Genomic DNA, 20,653 nt, shown 5'->3' with positions numbered 1-20,653 from the left:
AGATGACAGCAGAGATGAAAGCAGTGAGCGGCAAGATCCTGGTGGTGGATCCCATCCCCTTTCGCGGGGGATCCAAGGTGGCGACCGAAGTGCTGCTTGATGAGCTGAGCAAGAGGATGCCTGAGCTGACATGTCATGTGTTGACGCAAGATCCCGACTCCTGGCCCCGTTGCCAGCATCACCCTCTTTGGCTACCCCGGATATTGAAGGGGCGGGAATCCGGCATCGGCTATCTCCTCAAACAGGGATGGCAGACCATGGCCATAGTGTTGCTGGCGTGGCGTTTGGGGGCTGTCAAGTGCTTGCTGGCCGCGTCAGGACCCGGGGTGGATCTTTGCTGTTACTGGGCCGCACGCTGGTTTCGGTGCCGGGTGGTGCAGCTGATCCATGGGCCGGTGGGTTGCTCGGGGCTCTCTGCCAGAGCACTGCAACGCGCGAGTTTTGTGTTTTATCTGGAGTCTGCGCGCAGCTCTTTGGCGGCTTTATTAGTGCGGCTTGGAGAGACCGATTTCCCATCACATTGGAAGCCATTTACCAACGGCTTGAGCGAGATTGATTGGCCCACCGCCACTTTGGGTGGCTCCCGTATTTTATGGGCGGCATCTTTGCTGCGGTGGAAGGGGTTGGAAACCATGCTGGCAGCCCATCAAATGATCTCTGACGCTCGCCCGACATTAATGGTTTGTTATCTGCAACCCAAAGGCACTTTGCAACCCAGTAGCCAGCCCCAGCCACACCTACCAGACACCTACTGGTATCCAAACCCGCAGAACCTTGACGAGATAAGGTCTCAATGCGGTATTTTTGTCTCAACCAGCCACCAGGAACCTTTCGGGCTATCCATTCTGGAGGCAATGGCCGCGGGATTATGCGTGCTGATCCCGGCCGATGGTGCTTGGTGGGATCGACACCTCACTGATGGCGTGGATTGCCGCAAATATCAACCGAACGATCCTGGCGATCTGGCACGGGTGCTGGCAAGCCTCAATGCCATGCCCGATGTGGCTATGAGACTTGGCCACCATGCTCGATTACATGCCAAGGCCCATTACAGCGCGGCGGATACCTACCAAAGCACGCTGGAACAGTGGGAAGAGCTGTTGCGATGGGATGCATTGAGCCGTTCAGTGAATGGTTAGCCCGGAACGATCCCGATCCATTGCAGGGATGATAAGAAGCTCACTCCTACTATGGGGGAGGCTTATGGGCAGGTTGGGAGCGGGAGGCTGGGTGGCTCAGCCAGTCTGATGCAGTTACGGCCGGATGACTTTGCTGTGTAGAGCGCGGAATCAGCGAGTTTGAATGTTATTTCAAAGCATTGAAATGTAAATGTAAATTGAACTTCTGCAGTTTATGACCACGAACTTCTGCATGTTGTGTTTCACATATGAAACAGCTGGACGGGTCTGGCTTGGCTCTATTACGGTAAAAGCGGATGAAGTCCTGACGGTTAAGTTGCTCAAATGAAAACCGTTGCTATCTGTAGCAATGGCCCTCAAATTTCATCATGTCCCCATTGTGTACCACGCGCATCTGCATCAGATACATAAACCCATATAAATCAGTCTATTAAAAAAGACATATTGCAAAACGTGGAAGTAGAAGGTGGGCTCAATGCCGGATTGTGCTGTTTTGCTCATAAGTTCCGAGATAGGGTGTCCGGGATGGCGACGGCGCCAAAGCACCTGAGTGAGCGGTGCCCTGCACCACAATTGCCTGCATGGTAAACCATAGTGCAGGCAGAGCGAAGGGCAGCTCGTCTGGCTGCTGGTTTAATGAACGCTCAAGGGCGTCGGATCAAGGGGCCGGCATGATCGCGGATTGCATGGTGAAACATCGCATGCTCAGGTGGCTCATCGGGATGTCCCAGGGCGACCGGCATCAGGGTATGCAGATCCAGCAGGGTGAAGTAACCGCCTTCATCGGGATACCAGCCGCCGGTGTCTATGTAGTACACATTGCCAAGGCTGAGCGGGATGCTCAGCGGGGTGTGGCCCACCACCAGGGCGACGAGATCATCGACACCGCTCTCGTCCAGCCGCTCGATGCGGCGTCGTGACCAGAGGCAGACGTTCTTGATGGCCCTAAGCCTCCCGCCGCTCACCCTCGCATCCAGTTTGTCCAGCAGCTCCTGCCAGGAGGAGAAGGGGCAATCGGCGTGGAGCAGCCCGATCGGGCCGGCCGGAGTGGCCACCTCGATGGCGATGGGCAGGGTGCGGTAGTGGGCGGCGAACGCCGCCTGCTCGCCCGGGGTCAGTTGCTGAAACCAGCCGCCGCCGTTCTGGATCCAGTTTGCCCGATCGCAGCTCTCGTAGCGGCAGACGTAGTCGTCGTGATTGCCACAGACAGGGTGAAACCAGGGCTTGGCCAGCCACTCGAGCACCTGGGGACAGTCGGGGCCGCGATCCGTCAGATCCCCCACGGAGAAGAGGCGATCCCGAGCGGGGTCGAATCCAGCCTGGTCCAGCGCCCCTTGCAGCCGTGAAAAGTAGCCGTGGATATCGCCGACGGCGAGATCCCGCCCCAGAGGATTGCGGGAGAAGCGTCTGATCAGCGGGGATGGGTTCATGGCTTGCCTCCTTGTCTGGTGTGACCGGCTCGCGGCGCCACCAGATGGCCGATGGGGGATCCGGGGCTCGTGGATAAGTGCAGCATGGCATGCTCTGTCTCGTCATAGTAGAGGCAGGTGGGGGAGGCTCTCCCGCGTCGAGGTGACAGGCGGCCTGCATAAAGGAGGGCAGTTTGCCGCGTTGCCAGCAGAACCCGGGTAAAAGAATGCCAGTCGGAGCTGACTGGCATGGCAGGTATGATCTGATGGATGCCTGGCGTCGGGATCAGAGCAGATCGTCGAGCTGGTACTTCTTGAGCAGCTGATCGAAGGTGCCATCGGCCTTGACGCTCTCGATGGCGGCATCGAATTGGCTCTTGAGCTTGTTATCGTTTTTACGCAGGGCGACCGCTACCCCTTCCCCGAGGATCTTGTCCTGGGTGCCGTTGAACTGTGGGCCTACGAAGGCGAACTGCTTGCCCATCTCCTTGTCGAGGAAACCGACCTTCAACTGCACCATGTTGCCGAAGGTGTAGTCGGCGCGGCTGGACTGCAGATCCAGCATGGGGGACTGGGCGTTGACGTAGCGCTTGATCTTGGCCACGTCGCCGTAGCGGGCCGTGATGAAGTTGTCCTGAGGTGTGCCCTCCTGCACCGCGATCACCTTGCCCTTGAAGTGCTCAGGGGTGTCGGCAAAGTCGGCCGCCTTGTCGCTGCGCCCCACGAAGCGGTTCTGCATCATGTAGTAGACCTGGCTGAAAGCGACCTTCTGACGCCGCTCGTCCGTGATGTTCATGGAGGACATGATGGCGTCGTACTTGCGCACCTGCAGGCCGGGGAGCAGGGCATCCCAGGGCTGGTTGATCACCTCGCACTCCGTCTTCATGGCCTCGCACAGGGCATAGGCCAGATCCACTTCGAAGCCTCCGAGCTTGCCGCTGCTGTCGACCATTTCGAAGGGAGGGTAGGTGGCGTCGGTGGCGATCACCAGGGGTTTGGCGGCGGCCTGGCCTGCGGTGGCCAGGGCCACCAGCATCATCAGTGTGTTGAGTTTCATGGTCAGTCCCTTGCGTTTGTGGCGTCATGCCGATGGTCGTGAAGGATGCCTGCCTCAAGGGCCGACGGCTATCTTGCGATGGGTGAGGGCCGGCAGCTGGCTGCGTACCTTGCGCTGGGCCGCCAGCTCCAGGGTGGCGATGGCCATGCCCTGACCCTCCTCTACTTGGGCCAGCACCTGGCCCCAGGGATCGATGATCATGCTGTGGCCGAAGGTACGGCGCCCGCCGGGGTGCTCACCTCCTTGGGCTGAGGCCAGCACGAAGGCCAGATTCTCCACCGCCCGGGCCCGCAGCAGCAGCTCCCAGTGCGCCAGCCCGGTGGTGTGGGTGAAGGCCGCGGGCAGGGCGATGAAATCGGGGGCAGGGCTCAGGCGAAATAGCTCGGGAAAGCGCAGGTCGTAGCAGATCCCGACGCGCAGCACGCCCCAGGGCAGGGGATGGCTCACCACCTCCCGGCCCGGGCTCATGGTCGCGGCCTCGTCATACTGCTCCTGCCCGGTGCAAAAGCCAAACAGGTGCAGCTTGTCATAACGACTCACGAGCTCCCCTTGCGGGTCGATGAGCAGGCTGCTGTTGTGCATCTTGCCGGGCTCATTGCTTTCAAGGGGCAGGGTGCCTGCCAGCAGCCAGATCCCGAGCTCCCGGGCCAGCCCCTGGGCCCAGGCCAGCAGGAGGTGAGCCGTGACGGGGGCGGCCAGGGTAACCCGTGCTCGCTCGTCGGCAGGCATCAGGTAGAAGTATTCGGGCAGCAGGGCAAACTCGGCCCCCTCGGCCGCGGCCTGACGCAGCAGGGCCTCGGCTTGTGTCAGGTTGTGGTCCAGATCATCCCCGGAGACCATCTGCAGGACGGCAACGCGCACTGAATCCATGGTGCCTCCTAGACGCCGCACAGGCGCTCGGCGCCCGCCAGCAGGGTGTCCTCATCCTTGGAGAAGGAGAGGCGGATGACCCGTTGATCCGTGCCGTCGTGATAGAAGGCGGAGACTGGAATGGTGGCGACCCCGTGGTCGCGGATGAGCCGCTGCACGAAGAGGCTGTCGGGCTCGTCGCTTACCCGCTCGTAGCTCGCCAGCATGAAGAAGCTGCCCGCCGAGGGGAGCAGGGTAAAGCGCGAATCCCCTAGGGCTGAGACCAGCAGGTCCCGCTTGTGCTGGTAGAAGGCCGCCAGCCCCTGGTAGTGGGCCGGTTGCTGCAACAGGTGGGCGAAGCCGTACTGCATGGGGGTGTCGGCGGCGAACATGGCGAACTGGTGCACCTTGCGGATCTCCTCCATCAGGGGGCGGGGCGCCACGCAGTAGCCCACCCGCCAGCCGGTGACGTGGAAGGTCTTACCGAAGGAGAAGACCGCAACGGAGCGTTCTACCAGATCCGGATAGCGGATCACGCTCTGGTGCAGGGCGCCGTCGAACACCACGTGCTCGTACACCTCGTCCGAGAGGATCAGGATGTCGGTGCCGCGCACCAGGCGGGCTAGGTGTTCCTGATCCCCTGCCTGCCAGACGGTGCCGGTGGGGTTGTGGGGGGTGTTGAGCACTATCATGCGGGTGCGGGGGGTGATGCGGGCCGCCACTTCATCCCAGGGGATGGCGAAATGGGGCGCCTTGAGGGCGATCACCACAGGGGTGGCGCCTTGCAGCTGGATCATGGGGCGGTAGCTGTCAAATGCCGGCTCGAACATGATCACCTCGTCCCCGGGGTGCACCAGGGCGGTGATGGCGCAGAACAGGGCCTCGCTGGCGCTGGCGGTGATGGTGACTTCCTCGCCGGCATCATAGTGGTGGCCATAGCTGGTCGCTATCTTGGCCGCCAGTTGCTCGCGCAGGGTGGGCAGCCCCGTCATGGGGGCATACTGGTTCTCCCCGGCCAGCATGGCCTCGTGGGTTACCCGGATGAGCTCGGGATCGCAGGGGAAGCTCGGCGCCCCCTGGGAGAGGTTGATGCTGGGATGGCGGGCGGCCAGATCCCCGATCACGCTGAAGATGGTGGTGCCCACTTGGGGCAGTTTGCTGACAATGCGGGGGGAAGACATGACGTCGTCACCTGAGTGTTTGAAAGATGTCCCTTTTTAGTACTCGCTCTCTTGCCGGACAACGGATTATTCGGCATGTTATGCATGAGTTTTTCTCAAGCATGGAGGCTTGTATGTTGTCCACCCAACCCCGCAGCCAATTGCCCCTGTATGGCTTGCAGGTTTTCGAGTGTTCTGCCCGCCATCTGAGTTTCACCCTGGCCGCTGACGAGCTGTGCGTGAGTCAGGGGGCGGTGAGCAAGCAGATTGCCCAGCTGGAGGCGCGCCTCGGCCACCTGCTCTTCGTGCGCGGCACCCGCTGCCTGGCCCTGACCCCTGCCGCCGAGCGGCTGCTGCCTTTCGTCCGTGAGGGGTTGGCCCGCATAGGGGAGGGGCTCTGCGCCCTGCAAACCCTGCCCCACGAGCAGGCCATCAGCATCAAGGTCCCTTCCTGCGCCAGCCGCTGGTTGCTGCGACGGTTGCAGGACTTCGAGGGGGAGGCAGTCGAAGTGCGCGGCAGCCACAGCCATGGTATCGACTTTTCCCGCGAGTCCTTCGATCTCGCCATCGTCTATCAATCCTGTCAGGCCAGATACCCCCACAGCCAGCCCCTGTTTCAAGAGCAGCTGACCCCCGTCTGTGCCCCCGCCTTTGCCGCCAAGCACCGTTTGTTCGAGCGCACCATTGAGGAGTTGCCCCTGCTGCCCCTGCTTCATGCCAGCGCGGATCGGCGGGATTGGCGCAACTGGTTTGCCGCCTTCATCGCCACCCCCTGGCAGTCCCAGGGAGGCCAGCTGTTCGATACCCTGGATCTGGCGATGAATGCCGCCTTGCAGGGATTCGGCCTCTCCCTCGGGGATCCCACCATAGTGGCCGAGGAGCTGGAGAGCGGTGCCTTGGTTGCCCCCTTTTCCCCCGTACTGGAGACGGACCACGAATATGCCCTGCTCGCCCGTCCCGACAGCCAGCGCCAGGGGGTGGCCCGCACCTGTCACTGGTTGCTGGAAAGCCGCGACCATCCCTGATCCCCGTCAGTGCCTCGCCTGACGGGGCGAAATCGGCCCGAGCATTGCGCTGCTTCCTCATAAAAACAGCCCCGCTGGCGGGGCTGCTGTCATGCTGGTGGCTGCTGGCCGAAGAAGTGAGTCAGTTGCAGATCTTGTAGTAGACCTCATTCCAGCGAAGCGTCTCTTTGAGTTCGGGGATGCGGGTGTGCTCGTCAATCACCACGAACTCTATGCCCATGATGTCGGCGAAGGTGCGCAGCTGCGCTATGTCTACCGACTGGGTGAACACAGAGTGGTGGGCGGCGCCCGCCAGGATCCAGGCCTCGGCGCTGGTCTGAAGGCTAGGCAGGGGCTTCCACAGGGCGCTCGCCACCGGTAATTTCGGCATGGCTTCTGGCAGGTCCACCACTTCCAGCTGATTGACCACCAGCCGGAAGCGATTGCCCATGTCGATGAGGCTGGCGTTGACCGCCTTGCCGGCTGGCGCAGCGAACAGCAGGCGGGCAGGGTCGGCCTTCTTGCCGATCCCCAGATGCTGGGCATCCAGAACGGGTTTGTCGGCGGCGATGGAGGGGCACACCTCCAGCATGTGGGATCCCAGTACCAGGTTGTTGCCCGCCTCCAGGTGGTAGGTGTAGTCCTCCATGAAGGAGGTGCCACCCGCAAGGCCTGTCCCCATCACCTTGATGGTGCGCAGCAGGGCCGCGGTCTTCCAGTCCCCTTCGGCCCCGAAGCCGAAGCCTTGCTGCATCAGGCGCTGGCAGGCCAGCCCCGGCAGCTGGTGCAGGCCGTAGAGATCCTCGAAGGTGGTGGTGAAGGCGCCAAAACCGCCCTCGGTGAGGAATTTCTTCATCCCCAACTCCTGGCGGGCCGCCTCGTAGAGGGACGCGCGCAGCGGCCCACCTGCCTGCACCGCCTCGGTCAGGGTATAGCTCTGTTCGTACTCGGCCAGCAGCGCCTCGATATCGGCGGCGGGCACGGCGTCGATGACCTTTACCAGGTCGCCGACCGGGTGGTAGTTGACCTGATAGCCGAACTGGATCTGGGCTTCAATCTTGTCGCCTTCGGTGACGGCCACGTTACGCATGTTGTCGCCAAAGCGGGCAATCTTCAGGTGGCGACTGTCGTGAATGGCGGCGGCGATGCGCATCCAGTTGCCGATCTTGCTCCTGGCTTCCTCATCCTGCCAGTGGCCGACCACCACTGTGCGTGGCAGTCGCAGGCGGGCCCCCATGAAACCGAACTCGCGCCCGCCGTGGGCGGTCTGGTTCAGGTTCATGAAGTCCATGTCGATCTCGCGCCAGGGCAGATCCCGGTTGAACTGGGTGTGAAATTGCAGCAGAGGCTTTTGCAGCTGACTCAGGGCCGGGATCCACATCTTGGCGGGGGAGAAGGTGTGCATCCACACCATGAGCCCAACGCATTGCTCGTTGTGGTTGGCATCGCGAGCGACGCTGCTTATTTCATCGAGGGTAGTGCCGGTGGGCTTGAGCACTATCTTGATGGGCAGCCCGGCCCCCTCGTTGAGCTGGCTGGTCATGGTATGGGCATGATCGGCGACCTGCTTCAAGGTGGTCGCGCCATACAGGTGCTGGCTGCCGACCAGAAACCACACTTCCAGCTGTTTCATAAATTCCATGATCTTGTCCTCTTGATTGATTAAGTCTCGGTCTGGCCGTAATAGGCGTGCTTGCCATGTTTGCGCTGGTAGTGTTTCTCCAGCAGGTAGTCTGGCAGGGCGTGCGCCTGGGGGTTTATCTGGCCGGTGAGCCACGCCATGCGCGCCACCTCTTCCAGCACAACGGCGTTGTGCACCGCCTCATCCGCATCCTTGCCCCAGCTGAAGGGGCCGTGGTTGGCCACCAGCACCCCCGGCATGGTGAGAATGGGGGTCTGTTTGAGGGTCTCGACGATGAGATGACCGGTCAGCCCCTCGTAATCCTCTTCGACCTCCCTTGGGGTGAGCAGACGGGAGCAGGGGATCTCGCCGTTGAAATAGTCGGCCTGGGTGGTGCCAAAAATCGGGATGGCGCGGCACGCCTGGGCCCAGGCGGTGGCGTGGGTGGAGTGGGTATGCACCACGCCGCCGAGTTCAGGGTAGGTGCGATAGAGCACCAGGTGAGTGGCGGTATCGGAGGAGGGGCGCAGGGCCCCCTCCACCTGTCTGCCGGCGAGATCCAGCACCACCAGGTCCTCAAGCTGCATCTTGTTGTAACTGACGCCGCTCGGTTTGATGACCACCAGACCCCGCTCCCTGTCGATGCCGCTCACGTTGCCCCAGGTGAAGGTCACCAGATGATGGCGCGGCAGATCCAGGTTGGCGGTCAGCACCTGCTCTTTGAGAGATTTGAGATTCATGCCAGTGCTCCCTGGTTGTAGAGGGGCTCGGCGGCATGGCTCCATTGAAGGTAACGCTGATAGAGCCGCTCATATTCGGCGACCCGTTCAGGTTGTGGCTGGTGGGTGCGCTCCACGGCGCTCGCCATGTCCCGCTGGGCATCAGCCACATCCGCGTAGATACCGGCCGCCACGGCGGCAAAGATGGCCGCGCCCAGGGCGCAGCACTGATCCGATGCCACCACCTGGATGGGGCGATTCATCACGTCGGCGCAGGTCTGCATCACTGTGGTCGACTTGCGGGCGATGCCGCCGAGCGCGATCACCTGGTCCACCGGCACCTGTTGGCTAGTCATGCACTCCATGATGCTGCGGGCACCGAAGGCGGTGGAGGCCACCAGGGCGCCGAACAAGTCGGGCGCATCCGTGCCCAGGTTGAGGCCGGTGACAGTGCCCTGCAGGCGCTGGTTAGCGTAAGGGGTGCGGCGTCCGTTGAACCAGTCGAGCACCACCGGCAGGTGGGCCAGATCGCGTTGCTGATCCCAAGCGGCGGCCAGGCTTGGCAACAGCTGCTGCTTGTGGGCCTCGATGGCGGTATAGAGCTCCGGATACTGAGCGGCGAACCGGTCCAGCGGCCAGCTCAACTGGCGCTGATACCAGGCGTAGATGTCGCCGAACGCCGATTGTCCCGCCTCCAGCCCCACCATCCCCGGCACCACGCTGCCGTCCACTTGGCCGCAGATCCCGGCAATGGCACGCCCGCCTATGGTGGCTTCGTCCGCGATCAGGATGTCGCAGGTGGAGGTGCCTATCACCTTGACCAGCGCATTGTTGCCGGCTCCGGCCCCGACCGCGCCCATGTGGCAATCAAAGGCGCCGCCCGCTATCACCACCTCGCAGGAGAGGTGCAGCCGCTCTGCCCATTCGGGCGTCAGGGTACCGACCGGCAGATCGGCGGTCCAGCTGTCGGTAAAGAGCGGGAAGTCGAGATCCTGGGTCAGCAGCGGATCCAGCGCATTGAGAAAATCGGCAGCTGGCAGGCCGCCCCAGCTCGGGTGCCAGAGGGACTTGTGGCCGGCGGAGCAGCGCCCGCGCTTGATATTGGCAGGGGCCTGGGTGCCGCTCAGGATGGCGGGTACCCAGTCGCACAACTCGACCCAGTTGCAGGCGGCGGCGCGCACCGCAGCATCGCTGCGGGAGACGTGCAGTATCTTGGCCCAGAACCACTCGGAGGAGTAGACACCGCCGATATAGCGGCTGTAGTCGGGGAACTGGCCGCCGTGGCAGAGCGCAGTGATGGCTTCTGCTTCCTCGATGGCGGTGTGATCTTTCCACAGCACGAACATGGCGTTCGGGTTGTCTGCAAATTCCGGGCGCAGGGCCAGCACCCGGCCCTCTTCATCAATGGGGGCGGGCGTCGAGCCCGTACTGTCTACCCCTATGCCGTGCACGGCGGCGCGCTGGGCGGGGGAGAGCTGGCCCACCACCTGCACCACCGCCTGTTCCATGGACTCCAGATAGTCGAGGGGGTGGTGGCGGAACTGGTTGGTGACTGGCTGGCAGTAGTGGCCGGCTTGCCAGCGCGGGTAGTAGACGACATGGGTCGCGAGTTCAGCGCCGTCGTGGCAACGCACGGCAAGTGCCCTGACCGAATCGCTGCCGAAGTCGAGTCCGATGACGATGTGCTCGGACCTGGGGTGCTCAGACATATGTGCTCCTGACCATCAATGAAGGGGTAACAGGGAGGAACCATAGGGGATGCACAGAGCGGACGGTTAGCCATTGGCTGCTGGAAATATGGATTTAAACGCTGTCAGTGCAAGAGGGTGACGACCCTCTGGAATTTGATATGTGACTATTTTGCTAAATATATAGACAAAATGGCTGCAATTTCATGGCGTGATCCTGCTCTCCATTTTTTCATGTGAAAACGATTACAACTTGGTTCGCTCATCTAGCGACAACAATAACGTCATGTTTGAACGTGCTTTTATGCGGCTACGGAGTGAATCAACTGAGCAGCCGCACTTCGTTGATACATGGATTGATAGAACAGTTGGAGACACTCGCATGAACAAAATAGTTAAAAGCATGATGGCAGTAGGGTTTGCCCTCGGTATAGCAAATTCTGCTTTCTCTGCTGAGGCATTGAAGTTGGGCTACCTGGTCAAGCAGCCGGAGGAACCCTGGTTCCAGACCGAATGGACCTTTGCCGACAAGGCCGGCAAGGATCTCGGTTTTGATGTCATCAAGATTGCCGTGCCCGATGGCGAGAAGACCCTCAATGCCATCGACAGCCTGGCGGCCAACGGCGCCAAGGGCTTTGTCATCTGCACCCCTGATCCCAAGCTGGGCTCGGCCATTATGGCCAAGGCCAACAGCATGGGGCTGAAAGTCATCACGGTGGACGATCAGTTCGTCAACGCCAAGGGCAAGCCCATGGACAATGTGCCGCTGGTGATGATGGCCGCCACCAAGATAGGGGAACGCCAGGGGCAGGAGCTCTACAAGGAGATGCAAAAACGCCAGTGGGACGTGAAGGCGACAGGGGTGCTTGCCATCACGGCCGATGAACTGGATACCGCCCGTCGCCGGGTTGAGGGTTCTCTGAGCGCGCTCAAGGCCGCCGGTTTCCCCGATGCCCAGATCTATCGTGCGCCGACCAAGGCCAATGACATTCCGGGGGCACTGGACGCCGCCAACTCCATGCTGGTGCAGCATCCCGAGGTGAAGAACTGGCTCATCGTCGGCATGAATGACAACACTGTGCTCGGCGGCGTACGCGCTACCGAAGGGCAGGGCTTCAAGGCCGGGAACGTCATCGGTATCGGTATCAATGGGGTGGATGCGGTGAACGAGCTGTCCAAGTCCAGCGCCACCGGTTTCCTCGGCTCTCTGCTGCCAAGCCCGGATGTGCACGGCTACAAGAGCATCCAGATGCTCCATGACTGGGTGGTCAATGACGTAGAGCCGGCCAAGTTCACCGAAGTGACCGACGTTGTGCTCATTACCCGCGACAACTTCAAGGTCGAGCTGCAGAAAAAAGGTCTGTGACAGGCGCGGTTTAACCCCTGACATCTCTACAGGCATGGCGCAAAACCGCCCATGCCTGTTACCTGGAGTAAACACATGGATCAGTCAGTTCCTTATCTGGAGTTTTGCGGCATCAGCAAGGAGTTTCCTGGCGTCAAGGCGCTGCAAAACGTCTCCTTTTCCTGTCACCGGGGCACAGTGCATGCGCTGATGGGCGAAAACGGCGCAGGCAAATCCACCCTGCTCAAGATACTGAGCGGCTTTCAGGCCCCCACCACAGGGGTGGTGAAGCTGGATGGCCAGGAGAGGGTGTTTCAAAACACGGTCGATGCGCTGGAGAGCGGGATCGCCATCATTTACCAAGAGTTGCATCTGGTCCCCGAGATGACCATCGCCGAGAACATCTATCTGGGCCAGCTGCCCACTCGTCACGGTGTCATCGATCGGGAAAAACTGTACCGGGATGCGACCAGACAGCTGGCGCGCCTCGGCATGGATGTGTCGCCCGAGACGCCCCTCAAATACTTGTCGCTGGGCCAGTGGCAGATGGTGGAGATCGCCAAGGCCCTGACCCGGGATGCGCATATCATCGCCTTTGACGAGCCGACCAGCAGCTTGTCGTCCCGCGAGATAGAGCAGCTGTTTCGGGTCATTCGCCAGCTGCGCGATGAGGGCAAGGTCATCTTGTATGTCTCCCATCGTATGGACGAGATCTTCGAGTTGTGTGATGCCATCACCGTTTTCAAGGATGGCCAGTTTGTACGCACCTTTGACGCTATGGCGGAGGTCAGCCGGGATCTGCTGGTCAAGACCATGGTGGGGCGCGAGCTGACGGATATCTATGGCTACAGCCCTCGTCCATTGGGGGAAGTTGGCTTGCAGGTCAGCAACCTGATGGGACCCGGCCTGAAGGCACCCATTTCGTTTGAAGTGAAACGGGGAGAGATCCTCGGCATTTTCGGTCTGGTGGGCGCGGGTCGCAGCGAGCTGATGAAGCTGATTTTTGGTGCTGACAAGATGGTGTCCGGCGAGATTTCGGTGTTCGGCAAGCCGGTGCCCATCCGCAATCCCATCGATGCGATTCACAGCGGCATCATGCTCTGTACCGAGGACAGAAAGGCGCTCGGCATCATCCCCATCCACTCTGTGCAGGAAAACATCAATATCAGCGCCCGGCGCCACAAGGCGTGGGGAGGCTTCTGGATCAATCAGAAATGGGAAGACGAGAACGCGAGGCTGCGGATCCGCGACATGCGCGTCAAGACACCGTCTCCTCATCAAGCCATCATGAACCTCTCCGGCGGCAACCAGCAGAAGGCCATTCTGGGCCGCTGGCTCTCCGAAGACATGAAGGTCATCTTGCTCGACGAGCCGACCCGCGGCATCGACGTCGGGGCAAAAAATGAAATCTACAACGTGATTTACGATCTGGCCAAGGTAGGTATTGCTGTCGTGGTGGTCTCGAGCGAATTGCCGGAGGTACTGGGCATTGCGGATCGGATCATGGTCATGCGGGAAGGGGTGATCGCAGGGGAGCTTTCCCACCATGACGCCAATGAAATCAAGGCGCTAAACCTGGCCATGCCGGCCCGTTGATAACCCATGACAGCGATGTAACAGCATCCGGAATAATCAGGAGAAATACCATGACAACAACGACTTCTGTCGGTCAGGCCGCGACTGTCTCGGCGGCCACCGGCACCAGAGTGCAACTGGCTCGAGTGTGGGATCAATACGGGATGCTGGTGATCTTCGCCATCCTGTTCCTGCTGGCCTGCGTGCTGATCCCCAACTTTGCCAGCCTGATCAACATGCGTGGCTTGGGCCTTGCGGTCTCCATGTCCGGCATGGTGGCCTGCGGTATGCTGTTCTGCCTCGCCTCTGGTGAATTCGACATGTCGGTCGGCTCGGTCGTCGCCTGTTCCGGCGTGGCCTGCGCCGTGGGGATCAACGCCACCGAGAGCATCACGGTCGGCATCCTGGCCGGCATGTCGGTCGGCGTCCTGTTTGGCCTCATCAACGGCATAGTGGTGGCCAAGTTCAAGATCAATGCCCTGATCACCACGCTGGCAACCATGCAGATGGCGCGCGGGGTGGGCTACATCATCTCGGACGGCAAGGCGGTCGGCATAGTGGAGGAGGGCTTCTTCGAACTTGGCAGCTCAGCCCTGCTGGGGATCCCGACGCCTATCTGGCTGACGGCGCTGTGCTTCGTGCTGTTTGGCCTGCTGCTCAACAAGACCACCTTTGGCCGCAATACCCTGGCGATGGGGGGCAATGAAGAGGCCGCCCGGCTGGCGGGGGTCAACGTGGTGCGCACCAAGATCATCATCTTCACCATGACGGGGCTGATCGCCTCGATTGCAGGGATCATTCTCGCCTCCCGCATGACCTCCGGGCAGCCCATGACCTCCATCGGCTTCGAGCTGGTGGTCATCTCCGCCTGCGTGCTGGGAGGGGTCTCCATGAAGGGGGGCATTGGCAAGATCTCCTACATCATCGCCGGTGTGTTGATCCTGGGCTTGATGGAAAATGCGATGAACTTGCTCAACATATCCCCGTTCGCCCAGTACGTGGTGCGTGGCTTGATCCTGCTCGCCGCCGTCCTGTTCGACCGCTACAAGCAGGTGCGCAAGGCACGAGTCTGACCCTGGTTTTCTCACGCCATCTCAGGCCAGCATCTCGCTGGCCTTGTTGTCTGGTCCTCCCCCTGCGCGCAGCAGACCCGACTGTGAGCCAGTTCAATAAATTCACACTGCGCTGGCCGTCAGATAGCGTGTTCCCAAAGCGAGTCTCTACAATGGCCCATGCCGATTTTTTTACCCAAGCGCTTTTTTGTGCCATGTCATCAATGCAAAAAGAGAAGCCAAAACAACTCAATCCCCTGTTGCCCGGATATGCCTTCGATGTCTTCCTCGTCTCTGGCATGACACCTATCGAGCAACACAGCCCGCTCGACTTCATCATCGACCGACCTGATGGCATGAAGGGGTTCATCGTCAACTTGACCATCAAGGGCAAGGGGCAGATCTTTCAGGGTGATCAGGCGTTCACGGTGGAGCCAGGCGACTTGCTGCTCTTCCCGCCCGCGGCCGTGCACTATTACGGCCGGGCACCGGATGCCCGGGAGTGGTATCACCGCTGGGTCTATTTTCGGCCAAGAGCCTATTGGGCCGACTGGCTCAAGTGGCCGCGGGCGGTCGCCAATGTGGGGCGCCTGAATCTGGCAGACGGCCAGTTGCTAGAGGAGTTTGATGCGCTGTTTCTCGATATCGAAGAGACCCACAAACAGCTGAGGCCCATGTCGGAGCAACTGGCGATGAACCTGCTGGAGCGGCTGCTCATCCGCTGTTACGAGGCGTCCTCCCTGATGGAATATCCCGCCATTGATCACAGGGTTCACGAAGCGTGCCAGATCCTGAGCGACTCGCTTTCGGCTGAGATATCGGTCGAGGCGCTGGCCGAGAAGGTGTTTTTGTCTCCTTCGCGGCTGGCCCACCTGTTTCGCGAGCAAGTGGGGGTGAGCATAGTGCGTTGGCGCGAAGATCAACGGATCATGCGGGCCAAGCTCCTGTTGCAGACCACGCCCATGTCGGTCGCCGCCATTGGCCAGCAGGTAGGCTATGACGATCAGCTCTACTTCTCACGAGTGTTCAAGAAACGGGTCGGTGTCAGCCCGACCGAATATCGCAAATGCGCCACCCCGCTCTGACAGGGGGATTGCAGACAGGTGAAGCAAAGCACGGGCGAGTTGCATCAAAGCACCGGGTATTGGCCGCAAACAGGGACGTCACTGACGTCCCTGTTTGCCGATTGACCTGCTGGTGTTGAAGAGGATGGGAGAGATGACGGTGCCATGTTTGCCCATGTCTTTGCTGCCAGAGCCTGGCTAGGGTGCAACGCGTTCAAACCGGCGTCAGTTCTCTCCCGACGATGTCACTATTCGTGATGGCTACGAAGAGTGCCCGATAGCGACATCGTCAGGGACATCAGAGGATACCGGCGCCTGCCGAGGGTTTACTGATATAGATGCTGGGTTGCAACCCGCTGACCTGGGGATAGCGGGCATTGACCTGTTCACAGACTATCGAGGTCAGTGAATGTGGCACCAGCGCCACAACGCAGCCACCGAAGCCGCCACCCGTCATTCTCACACCGCCGCGACTGCCGATGATCTCCTTGATGATGTCGACCAGGGCATCAATGGCGGGCACGGTAATGGCAAAATCATCCCGCATCGAGGCATGGGAGAGCGCCATCAGCTCTGCCATCATGAGCATGTCTTCATTGGCCAGGGCATCGGCTGCGGCCAGGGTCCGTTCATTCTCGGAGATGACATGCCGTGCGCGGCGGGCGACGACGGGATCCAGCTCATCGGCTCGGGAGACAAACTGCGTCATGGTCAGATCGCGCAGCGCCTTGACGCCAAAATGGCGGGCCGCCTCTTCACATTGTGCCCGGCGGGCATTGTATTCACTGTCGACCAGTCCGCGGCGAACATTGGAGTTGATGATGACAACATCGATGCCAGCCGGAATACGGACGGGGCGAGTCCTCAGGCTGCGGCAGTCGATCAGCAGGGCGTGATCCTGCTGACCCAGAGCCGAGATGAACTGATCCATGATGCCGCAGTTGCAGCCGACGAACATGTTCTCTGCCAGTTGCCCATTGAGGGCGATATCGGCCTGACTGATGTCGAGGTGATTCATCTCCTTAAATATCTGCCCCACGGCCACTTCCAGAGAGGCGGAGGAGCTCAGGCCAGCGCCCTGCGGGACATTGCCACTGAGCACCAGATCGGCACCGGTCAGTTCGCAGCCCCGCAGCAGCAGGTACTTGATGACTCCCCGTACATAGTTGGCCCACATGTATTCAGGGCGTGACGCTATGGGACGGCTCAAATCAAACTCATCCTGCTGATTGTTGTAGTCAGCGGCGATGACTCGCACCAGGCTGTCCTGACGAGGAGCCGCACTGATCACTGTCTGATAGTCAATGGCACAGGGGAGCACAAAACCGTCGTTGTAATCCGTGTGTTCACCGATCAGATTGACGCGACCTGGCGCCTGGATGGCGAGGGTCGGATGGTAACCGTATTGGGTGTAAAACGTGGTATCAGTCACGCTGCGTGGTGATTCAATACTCATAACTCAACCTCAAACCTGTTCGCGAAAATGGACATCACTGACAGCACGCAGTCGTTCGGCCGCTTGCTCTGCCGTTAGATCACGCTGTGTTTCTGCCAGCATTTCATAGCCGACCATAAACTTGCGCACGCTCGCAGAGCGCAGCAGGGGCGGGTAGAAGTGGGCGTGCAACTGCCAGTGGTCATTCTCTGCGCCATTGAAGGGGGCGCCATGCCAACCCATGGAATAGGGGAAAGAGCACTGGAACAAGTTGTCATAACGGCTGGTCAGTTTCTTGATCGCGAGCGCCAGGTCTGCCCGCTGTTGCGGGTTCAATGCGGGCAGGTGCGCCACCGAAAACTTGGGCAGCAGCAAGGTCTCGAACGGCCAGGCGGCCCAATAGGGCACGACCGCCAACCAGTGCTCCGTTTCAACCACGGTGCGACGGCCATCGGCTCGCTCGCGCTCGACATAATCGAGCAACATGGCGCGGCCATGTTTGGCAAGGTATTCCCGCTGGGCGTTGTCTTCTTTCACGGCTTCGTTGGGCAAGAAGCCGTTGGCCCAGATCTGTCCGTGGGGATGTGGATTGGAGCAACCCATCATGCTGCCCTTATTTTCGAATACCTGGATCCAGGGATAATCATGTCCCAGCTCTGCGGTCTGCTCGCACCAGGTATTGACCACGGCGGTGAGTGCCGGGAGCGGCAGCTCGGGCAGTGTCTTGCTGTGATCCGGTGAGAAGCAGATCACCCGGCTGGTACCACGGGCACTCTCCAGCTGGAACAGGGGATCGTCACTGGCCGGTGCTGCCGGTGTGTCTGTCATCAGGGCGGCAAAGTCGTTGGTAAAGACGAAGGTCTCCTGATAATCCGGATTCTTGTCACCGGTGACACGGGTATTGCCTGCGCAGAGGAAACAGCCAGGGTCGTGGGGGGCTCGCAGGGTACGATCCGGCTCATCCTGCTGACCCTGCCAGGGGCGTTTCGCCCTGTGGGGCGAGACGAGTACCCACTGCTGGATCAGCGGGTTATAACGACGATGCGGGTGATCGGTTGGTTCAAATTGCATGGATAAATGCTCCTCGTGCTGGCCACTCATAGGGTCGGATAGCCGTTCGGATTTTGTGATTGCCAGCGCCAGGTATCGGCGGTCATGTCATCAAGGGTACGATGAGCTTGCCAGCCCAGCTCGGTGAGGGCCCGGCTGGGATCTGCCCAGCATTGGGCGATATCTCCCGTGCGCCGTGGCACTATTTCATAAGGCAGGTCACGGCCACAGGCCCGGGAGAAGGCGGCATGTATGTCGAGAACGCTGTAGCCATGTCCTGTTCCCAGGTTGTAGACATGAACGCCCGACTGCCCGAGCTTGGTCTGCAAGGCCGCCACATGCCCGTCGGCCAGATCCATCACATGAATGTAATCGCGCACGCCAGTGCCATCCGGGGTGGGATAGTCATCCCCAAAAATGGCGAGTTTGTCACGGCGTCCTACCGCCACCTGGGCAATATAGGGCATCAGATTGTTGGGGATCCCCTGTGGGTCCTCACCCATCAAGCCACTGGGATGAGCGCCCACCGGATTGAAATAACGCAGCAGGGTCAATGACCAATCGGGCGCCGCATTGGCAAAGTCCTTGATGAGGCGCTCAACCATCAGCTTGCTCTGGCCATAAGGATTGGTGGCTTGCAGGGTTGGGCTCTCCTCTCGGACAGGCATGGCATCCGGCTCGCCGTAGACGGTGGCCGATGAGCTGAACAACAACGTCTTGACCCCGGCACGCTGCATCGCCTGCAACAAAACCAGAGTGCCGCTGACATTATTGTCATAGTACTCAAGGGGTTTTTGCACTGATTCCCCGACGGCCTTGAGTCCGGCGAAATGGATCACGGCATCAATCTGCTGTTCCGCGAACACCCGATCCAGCAAGCTGGCGTCACGCACATCCCCCCGATAGAGCACTGGGCGCTGTCCACTGAGAGTTTGGATACGTTCGAGAACACTTTCTTTGCTGTTGGCGAGGTTATCTAACAGTATGGGGGTCATACCGGCAGCGATAAGCTGCAGACAGGTATGACTTCCTATGTAACCAGTTCCACCGGTGACAAGGATTTTCAACATGTGGCGCTCCTTGGTGCTCATTCCTGTTGGTGTTTTTGTTGTGTAACCGCTTTCCCTTATTGTGCTCTTGCCGGGAAGGGGAGGGAAGATGACTGTGCATTTAATGTGATTTTTGTCACAAATGGTCTTCGGAAAGCTGGCTTGTCGGGATTTTGTGTATGTAAGCGAGTTACACTGCCGCCGACATGTATTGATAGGATGCTCCCGCTTTTTAGATGAAAGCCGTGTCAGGCATGGGAAATGCCGGTAGTATCTTGAACCCATGAAATAATGGTTTTTATTTGTACCGTTCACCGGAAAAGCTAATCCATGGCAACAATCAAAGATGTAGCACTCCTGTCTGGCGTATCTGTCGCCACAGTCTCACGTGTCATCAATAATTCTCCCAAGGCGAGTCAGGCATCCCGTGATGCTGTCTTCAAGGCGATGAATGAACTCAACTACCATCCCAACGCCAATGCGCGGGCCTTGGCCCATCAAAGCAACGAGACACTGGGGCTGGTTGTTGCAGATGTGTCCGACCCCTTCTTCGGCACCATGGTGAAAGCCGTAGAACAAGTGGCACAGTCGACGGGCAACTTCCTGCTCATCGGGAATGGCTATCACGATGCCGTCAAAGAAAAGCATGTGATAGAGCAATTAATTGGCCATCGCTGTTCGGGGCTGGTTGTGCACGCCAAAATGCTGCCGGATGAAGAGTTGATCCAGATGATGAGTTATGTCCCTGGCATGGTGCTGATCAATCGCATCGTCCCCGGGTACGAGTCCCGCTGTGTGGCGCTGGACGATCGTTATGGCTCCTGGTTGGCAACTCGTCATCTGATCCAGGAAGGGCACAAGAAGATAGGGTTTCTCTGCTCCAATCATCAGATCTCTGACTCACAAGATCGCTTGCAGGGTTACCTTGATGCGTTGCAAGAGCACGAGATAGCCGTCGATGAGCGCCTGATCTCCCGTGGCAGTCCGGATGAACTGGGCGGTGAGGCGGCGATGACTGAACTGCTGAGCCGAGGCCAGCATATGACGGCAGTGGTCTGCTATAACGACTCAATGGCAGCAGGGGCATTGTCCGTGCTGAGCGACAATGGTATCGAGGTACCGCAGGAGCTATCACTGGTCGGATTTGATGATGTCCTGATTTCTCGTTATTTGCGCCCTCGCTTGACGACGGTGCGTTATCCCATCATCGCCATGGCCACCCAGGCTGCCGAGCTGGCGATCGCCTTGTCAAAAGGGGGACCCCTGCCCCAGACGACCCATATGTTTAGCCCTACTCTGGTTCGCCGTCATTCGGTCCGGAGTATTGACTGACATTCCCCTGATCCCCCGCTGTTGATAAGTCATCAGGCAAGGCCGTCAAGGCGCCTTGCCTTTTTTGTCTCTTCCTTGTCTGTGTACTCTTCCTCTTGTTGCTGC

17 protein-coding genes are annotated in these 20,653 nt (G+C 59.9%); 7 read left to right on the top strand and 10 right to left on the bottom strand.

What is annotated here, in order from left to right; translation table 11 throughout:
• Positions 1-2 precede the first annotated feature (2 nt).
• Positions 3-1,139, top strand: coding sequence for a glycosyltransferase family 4 protein (locus ONZ54_RS13125; RefSeq protein WP_271786376.1), 1,137 nt, complete (start codon positions 3-5; stop codon positions 1,137-1,139).
• A gap of 644 nt (positions 1,140-1,783) precedes the next feature.
• Here ONZ54_RS13125 and ONZ54_RS13120 read toward each other — a convergent pair.
• The 4 genes from ONZ54_RS13120 to ONZ54_RS13105 all read right to left on the bottom strand — a co-directional run bounded on the left by ONZ54_RS13120 (position 1,784) and on the right by ONZ54_RS13105 (position 5,635).
• Positions 1,784-2,569 carry a metallophosphoesterase gene (locus ONZ54_RS13120; RefSeq protein WP_271786375.1) on the bottom strand — a complete coding sequence of 262 codons (786 nt, stop codon included), beginning with the start codon at positions 2,567-2,569 and terminating at the stop codon, positions 1,784-1,786.
• 265 nt (positions 2,570-2,834) lie between these two features.
• A complete protein-coding gene (locus ONZ54_RS13115) occupies positions 2,835-3,605 on the bottom strand; it encodes an ABC transporter substrate-binding protein (RefSeq protein WP_271786374.1) in 771 nt (256 codons plus the stop codon).
• A 54-nt stretch (positions 3,606-3,659) separates the two neighbouring features.
• Complete coding sequence (locus ONZ54_RS13110) at positions 3,660-4,475, bottom strand: carbon-nitrogen hydrolase family protein (RefSeq protein WP_271786373.1); 816 nt, start codon at positions 4,473-4,475, stop codon at positions 3,660-3,662.
• Positions 4,476-4,483: 8 nt separating this feature from the next.
• Entirely contained in the window at positions 4,484-5,635 is a 1,152-nt protein-coding gene (locus ONZ54_RS13105) for a methionine aminotransferase (protein ID WP_125729509.1), read from the bottom strand.
• Between the two features lie 113 nt (positions 5,636-5,748).
• Between ONZ54_RS13105 and ONZ54_RS13100 the strand changes: the two genes are divergently transcribed.
• A complete protein-coding gene (locus ONZ54_RS13100) occupies positions 5,749-6,639 on the top strand; it encodes a LysR family transcriptional regulator (protein ID WP_271786372.1) in 891 nt (296 codons plus the stop codon).
• A gap of 121 nt (positions 6,640-6,760) precedes the next feature.
• Here ONZ54_RS13100 and araA read toward each other — a convergent pair whose 3' ends face one another.
• Genes araA through ONZ54_RS13085 form a run of 3 tightly spaced genes read right to left on the bottom strand, consistent with a single transcriptional unit; the run spans position 6,761 to position 10,667 of the window.
• A complete protein-coding gene (gene araA, locus ONZ54_RS13095) occupies positions 6,761-8,260 on the bottom strand; it encodes an L-arabinose isomerase (RefSeq protein WP_271786371.1) in 1,500 nt (499 codons plus the stop codon).
• 20 nt (positions 8,261-8,280) lie between these two features.
• Positions 8,281-8,979 carry an L-ribulose-5-phosphate 4-epimerase gene (locus tag ONZ54_RS13090; RefSeq protein ID WP_271786370.1) on the bottom strand — a complete coding sequence of 233 codons (699 nt, stop codon included), beginning with the start codon at positions 8,977-8,979 and terminating at the stop codon, positions 8,281-8,283.
• The gene (locus ONZ54_RS13085; protein WP_271786369.1) at positions 8,976-10,667 is read right to left on the bottom strand and encodes a ribulokinase; all 1,692 of its coding nucleotides are present in this window, start codon (positions 10,665-10,667) and stop codon (positions 8,976-8,978) included. Before ONZ54_RS13085 ends, ONZ54_RS13090 begins: the two co-directional genes overlap by 4 nt.
• Before the next feature lie 361 nt (positions 10,668-11,028).
• On the opposite strand from ONZ54_RS13085, the gene ONZ54_RS13080 reads away from it, so the two are divergent.
• The 4 genes from ONZ54_RS13080 to araC all read left to right on the top strand — a co-directional run bounded on the left by ONZ54_RS13080 (position 11,029) and on the right by araC (position 15,703).
• Complete coding sequence (locus ONZ54_RS13080) at positions 11,029-12,012, top strand: arabinose ABC transporter substrate-binding protein (RefSeq protein WP_113721790.1); 984 nt, start codon at positions 11,029-11,031, stop codon at positions 12,010-12,012.
• 75 nt (positions 12,013-12,087) lie between these two features.
• The gene (araG, locus tag ONZ54_RS13075) at positions 12,088-13,587 is read left to right on the top strand and encodes an L-arabinose ABC transporter ATP-binding protein AraG (RefSeq protein WP_271786368.1); all 1,500 of its coding nucleotides are present in this window, start codon (positions 12,088-12,090) and stop codon (positions 13,585-13,587) included.
• Between the two features lie 50 nt (positions 13,588-13,637).
• Complete coding sequence (gene araH, locus ONZ54_RS13070) at positions 13,638-14,639, top strand: L-arabinose ABC transporter permease AraH (RefSeq protein ID WP_017412388.1); 1,002 nt, start codon at positions 13,638-13,640, stop codon at positions 14,637-14,639.
• Positions 14,640-14,791: 152 nt separating this feature from the next.
• A complete protein-coding gene (gene araC, locus ONZ54_RS13065) occupies positions 14,792-15,703 on the top strand; it encodes an arabinose operon transcriptional regulator AraC (protein WP_271786367.1) in 912 nt (303 codons plus the stop codon).
• Between the two features lie 277 nt (positions 15,704-15,980).
• Here the strand turns inward: araC and galK are convergent, their stop codons facing one another.
• Genes galK through galE form a run of 3 tightly spaced genes read right to left on the bottom strand, consistent with a single transcriptional unit; the run spans position 15,981 to position 19,234 of the window.
• Positions 15,981-17,138, bottom strand: coding sequence for a galactokinase (gene galK, locus ONZ54_RS13060; RefSeq protein WP_096118571.1), 1,158 nt, complete (start codon positions 17,136-17,138; stop codon positions 15,981-15,983).
• 9 nt (positions 17,139-17,147) lie between these two features.
• Positions 17,148-18,188: a galactose-1-phosphate uridylyltransferase gene (gene galT, locus ONZ54_RS13055; RefSeq protein WP_271786366.1), complete on the bottom strand. Its 1,041-nt coding sequence runs from the start codon at positions 18,186-18,188 to the stop codon at positions 17,148-17,150.
• 26 nt (positions 18,189-18,214) lie between these two features.
• Positions 18,215-19,234, bottom strand: a complete 1,020-nt coding sequence (gene galE / locus ONZ54_RS13050) for a UDP-glucose 4-epimerase GalE (protein WP_219592454.1) — start codon at positions 19,232-19,234, stop codon at positions 18,215-18,217.
• Positions 19,235-19,546: 312 nt separating this feature from the next.
• Here galE and galR point away from each other — a divergent pair, with 312 nt between their 5' ends.
• Positions 19,547-20,548, top strand: a complete 1,002-nt coding sequence (gene galR, locus ONZ54_RS13045) for an HTH-type transcriptional regulator GalR (protein WP_005310836.1) — start codon at positions 19,547-19,549, stop codon at positions 20,546-20,548.
• The last annotated feature ends 105 nt before the right edge of the window (positions 20,549-20,653 follow it).

It is taken from the genome of Aeromonas salmonicida (assembly GCF_028355655.1).
Lineage (GTDB): Bacteria > Pseudomonadota > Gammaproteobacteria > Enterobacterales > Aeromonadaceae > Aeromonas > Aeromonas salmonicida.
The sequence above is the reverse complement of the archived record's forward strand: the minus strand, read 5'-3'. Positions and strand labels throughout refer to the sequence as shown.

Excerpts from the sequence above, each read along its gene's own strand:
- galR (WP_005310836.1), top strand. The coding sequence starts at position 19,547 with ATGGCAACAATCAAAGATGTAGCACTCCTGTCTGGCGTATCTGTCGCC.
- ONZ54_RS13120 (WP_271786375.1), bottom strand. The coding sequence starts at position 2,569 with ATGAACCCATCCCCGCTGATCAGACGCTTCTCCCGCAATCCTCTGGGG.
- araA (WP_271786371.1), bottom strand. The coding sequence starts at position 8,260 with ATGGAATTTATGAAACAGCTGGAAGTGTGGTTTCTGGTCGGCAGCCAG.
- araH (WP_017412388.1), top strand. The coding sequence starts at position 13,638 with ATGACAACAACGACTTCTGTCGGTCAGGCCGCGACTGTCTCGGCGGCC.
- galK (WP_096118571.1), bottom strand. The coding sequence starts at position 17,138 with ATGAGTATTGAATCACCACGCAGCGTGACTGATACCACGTTTTACACC.
- ONZ54_RS13090 (WP_271786370.1), bottom strand. The coding sequence starts at position 8,979 with ATGAATCTCAAATCTCTCAAAGAGCAGGTGCTGACCGCCAACCTGGAT.
- ONZ54_RS13085 (WP_271786369.1), bottom strand. The coding sequence starts at position 10,667 with ATGTCTGAGCACCCCAGGTCCGAGCACATCGTCATCGGACTCGACTTC.
- ONZ54_RS13110 (WP_271786373.1), bottom strand. The coding sequence starts at position 4,475 with ATGGATTCAGTGCGCGTTGCCGTCCTGCAGATGGTCTCCGGGGATGAT.
- araG (WP_271786368.1), top strand. The coding sequence starts at position 12,088 with ATGGATCAGTCAGTTCCTTATCTGGAGTTTTGCGGCATCAGCAAGGAG.
- ONZ54_RS13080 (WP_113721790.1), top strand. The coding sequence starts at position 11,029 with ATGAACAAAATAGTTAAAAGCATGATGGCAGTAGGGTTTGCCCTCGGT.
- ONZ54_RS13105 (WP_125729509.1), bottom strand. The coding sequence starts at position 5,635 with ATGTCTTCCCCCCGCATTGTCAGCAAACTGCCCCAAGTGGGCACCACC.
- ONZ54_RS13115 (WP_271786374.1), bottom strand. The coding sequence starts at position 3,605 with ATGAAACTCAACACACTGATGATGCTGGTGGCCCTGGCCACCGCAGGC.
- galT (WP_271786366.1), bottom strand. The coding sequence starts at position 18,188 with ATGCAATTTGAACCAACCGATCACCCGCATCGTCGTTATAACCCGCTG.
- ONZ54_RS13100 (WP_271786372.1), top strand. The coding sequence starts at position 5,749 with ATGTTGTCCACCCAACCCCGCAGCCAATTGCCCCTGTATGGCTTGCAG.
- ONZ54_RS13125 (WP_271786376.1), top strand. The coding sequence starts at position 3 with ATGACAGCAGAGATGAAAGCAGTGAGCGGCAAGATCCTGGTGGTGGAT.
- araC (WP_271786367.1), top strand. The coding sequence starts at position 14,792 with ATGGCCCATGCCGATTTTTTTACCCAAGCGCTTTTTTGTGCCATGTCA.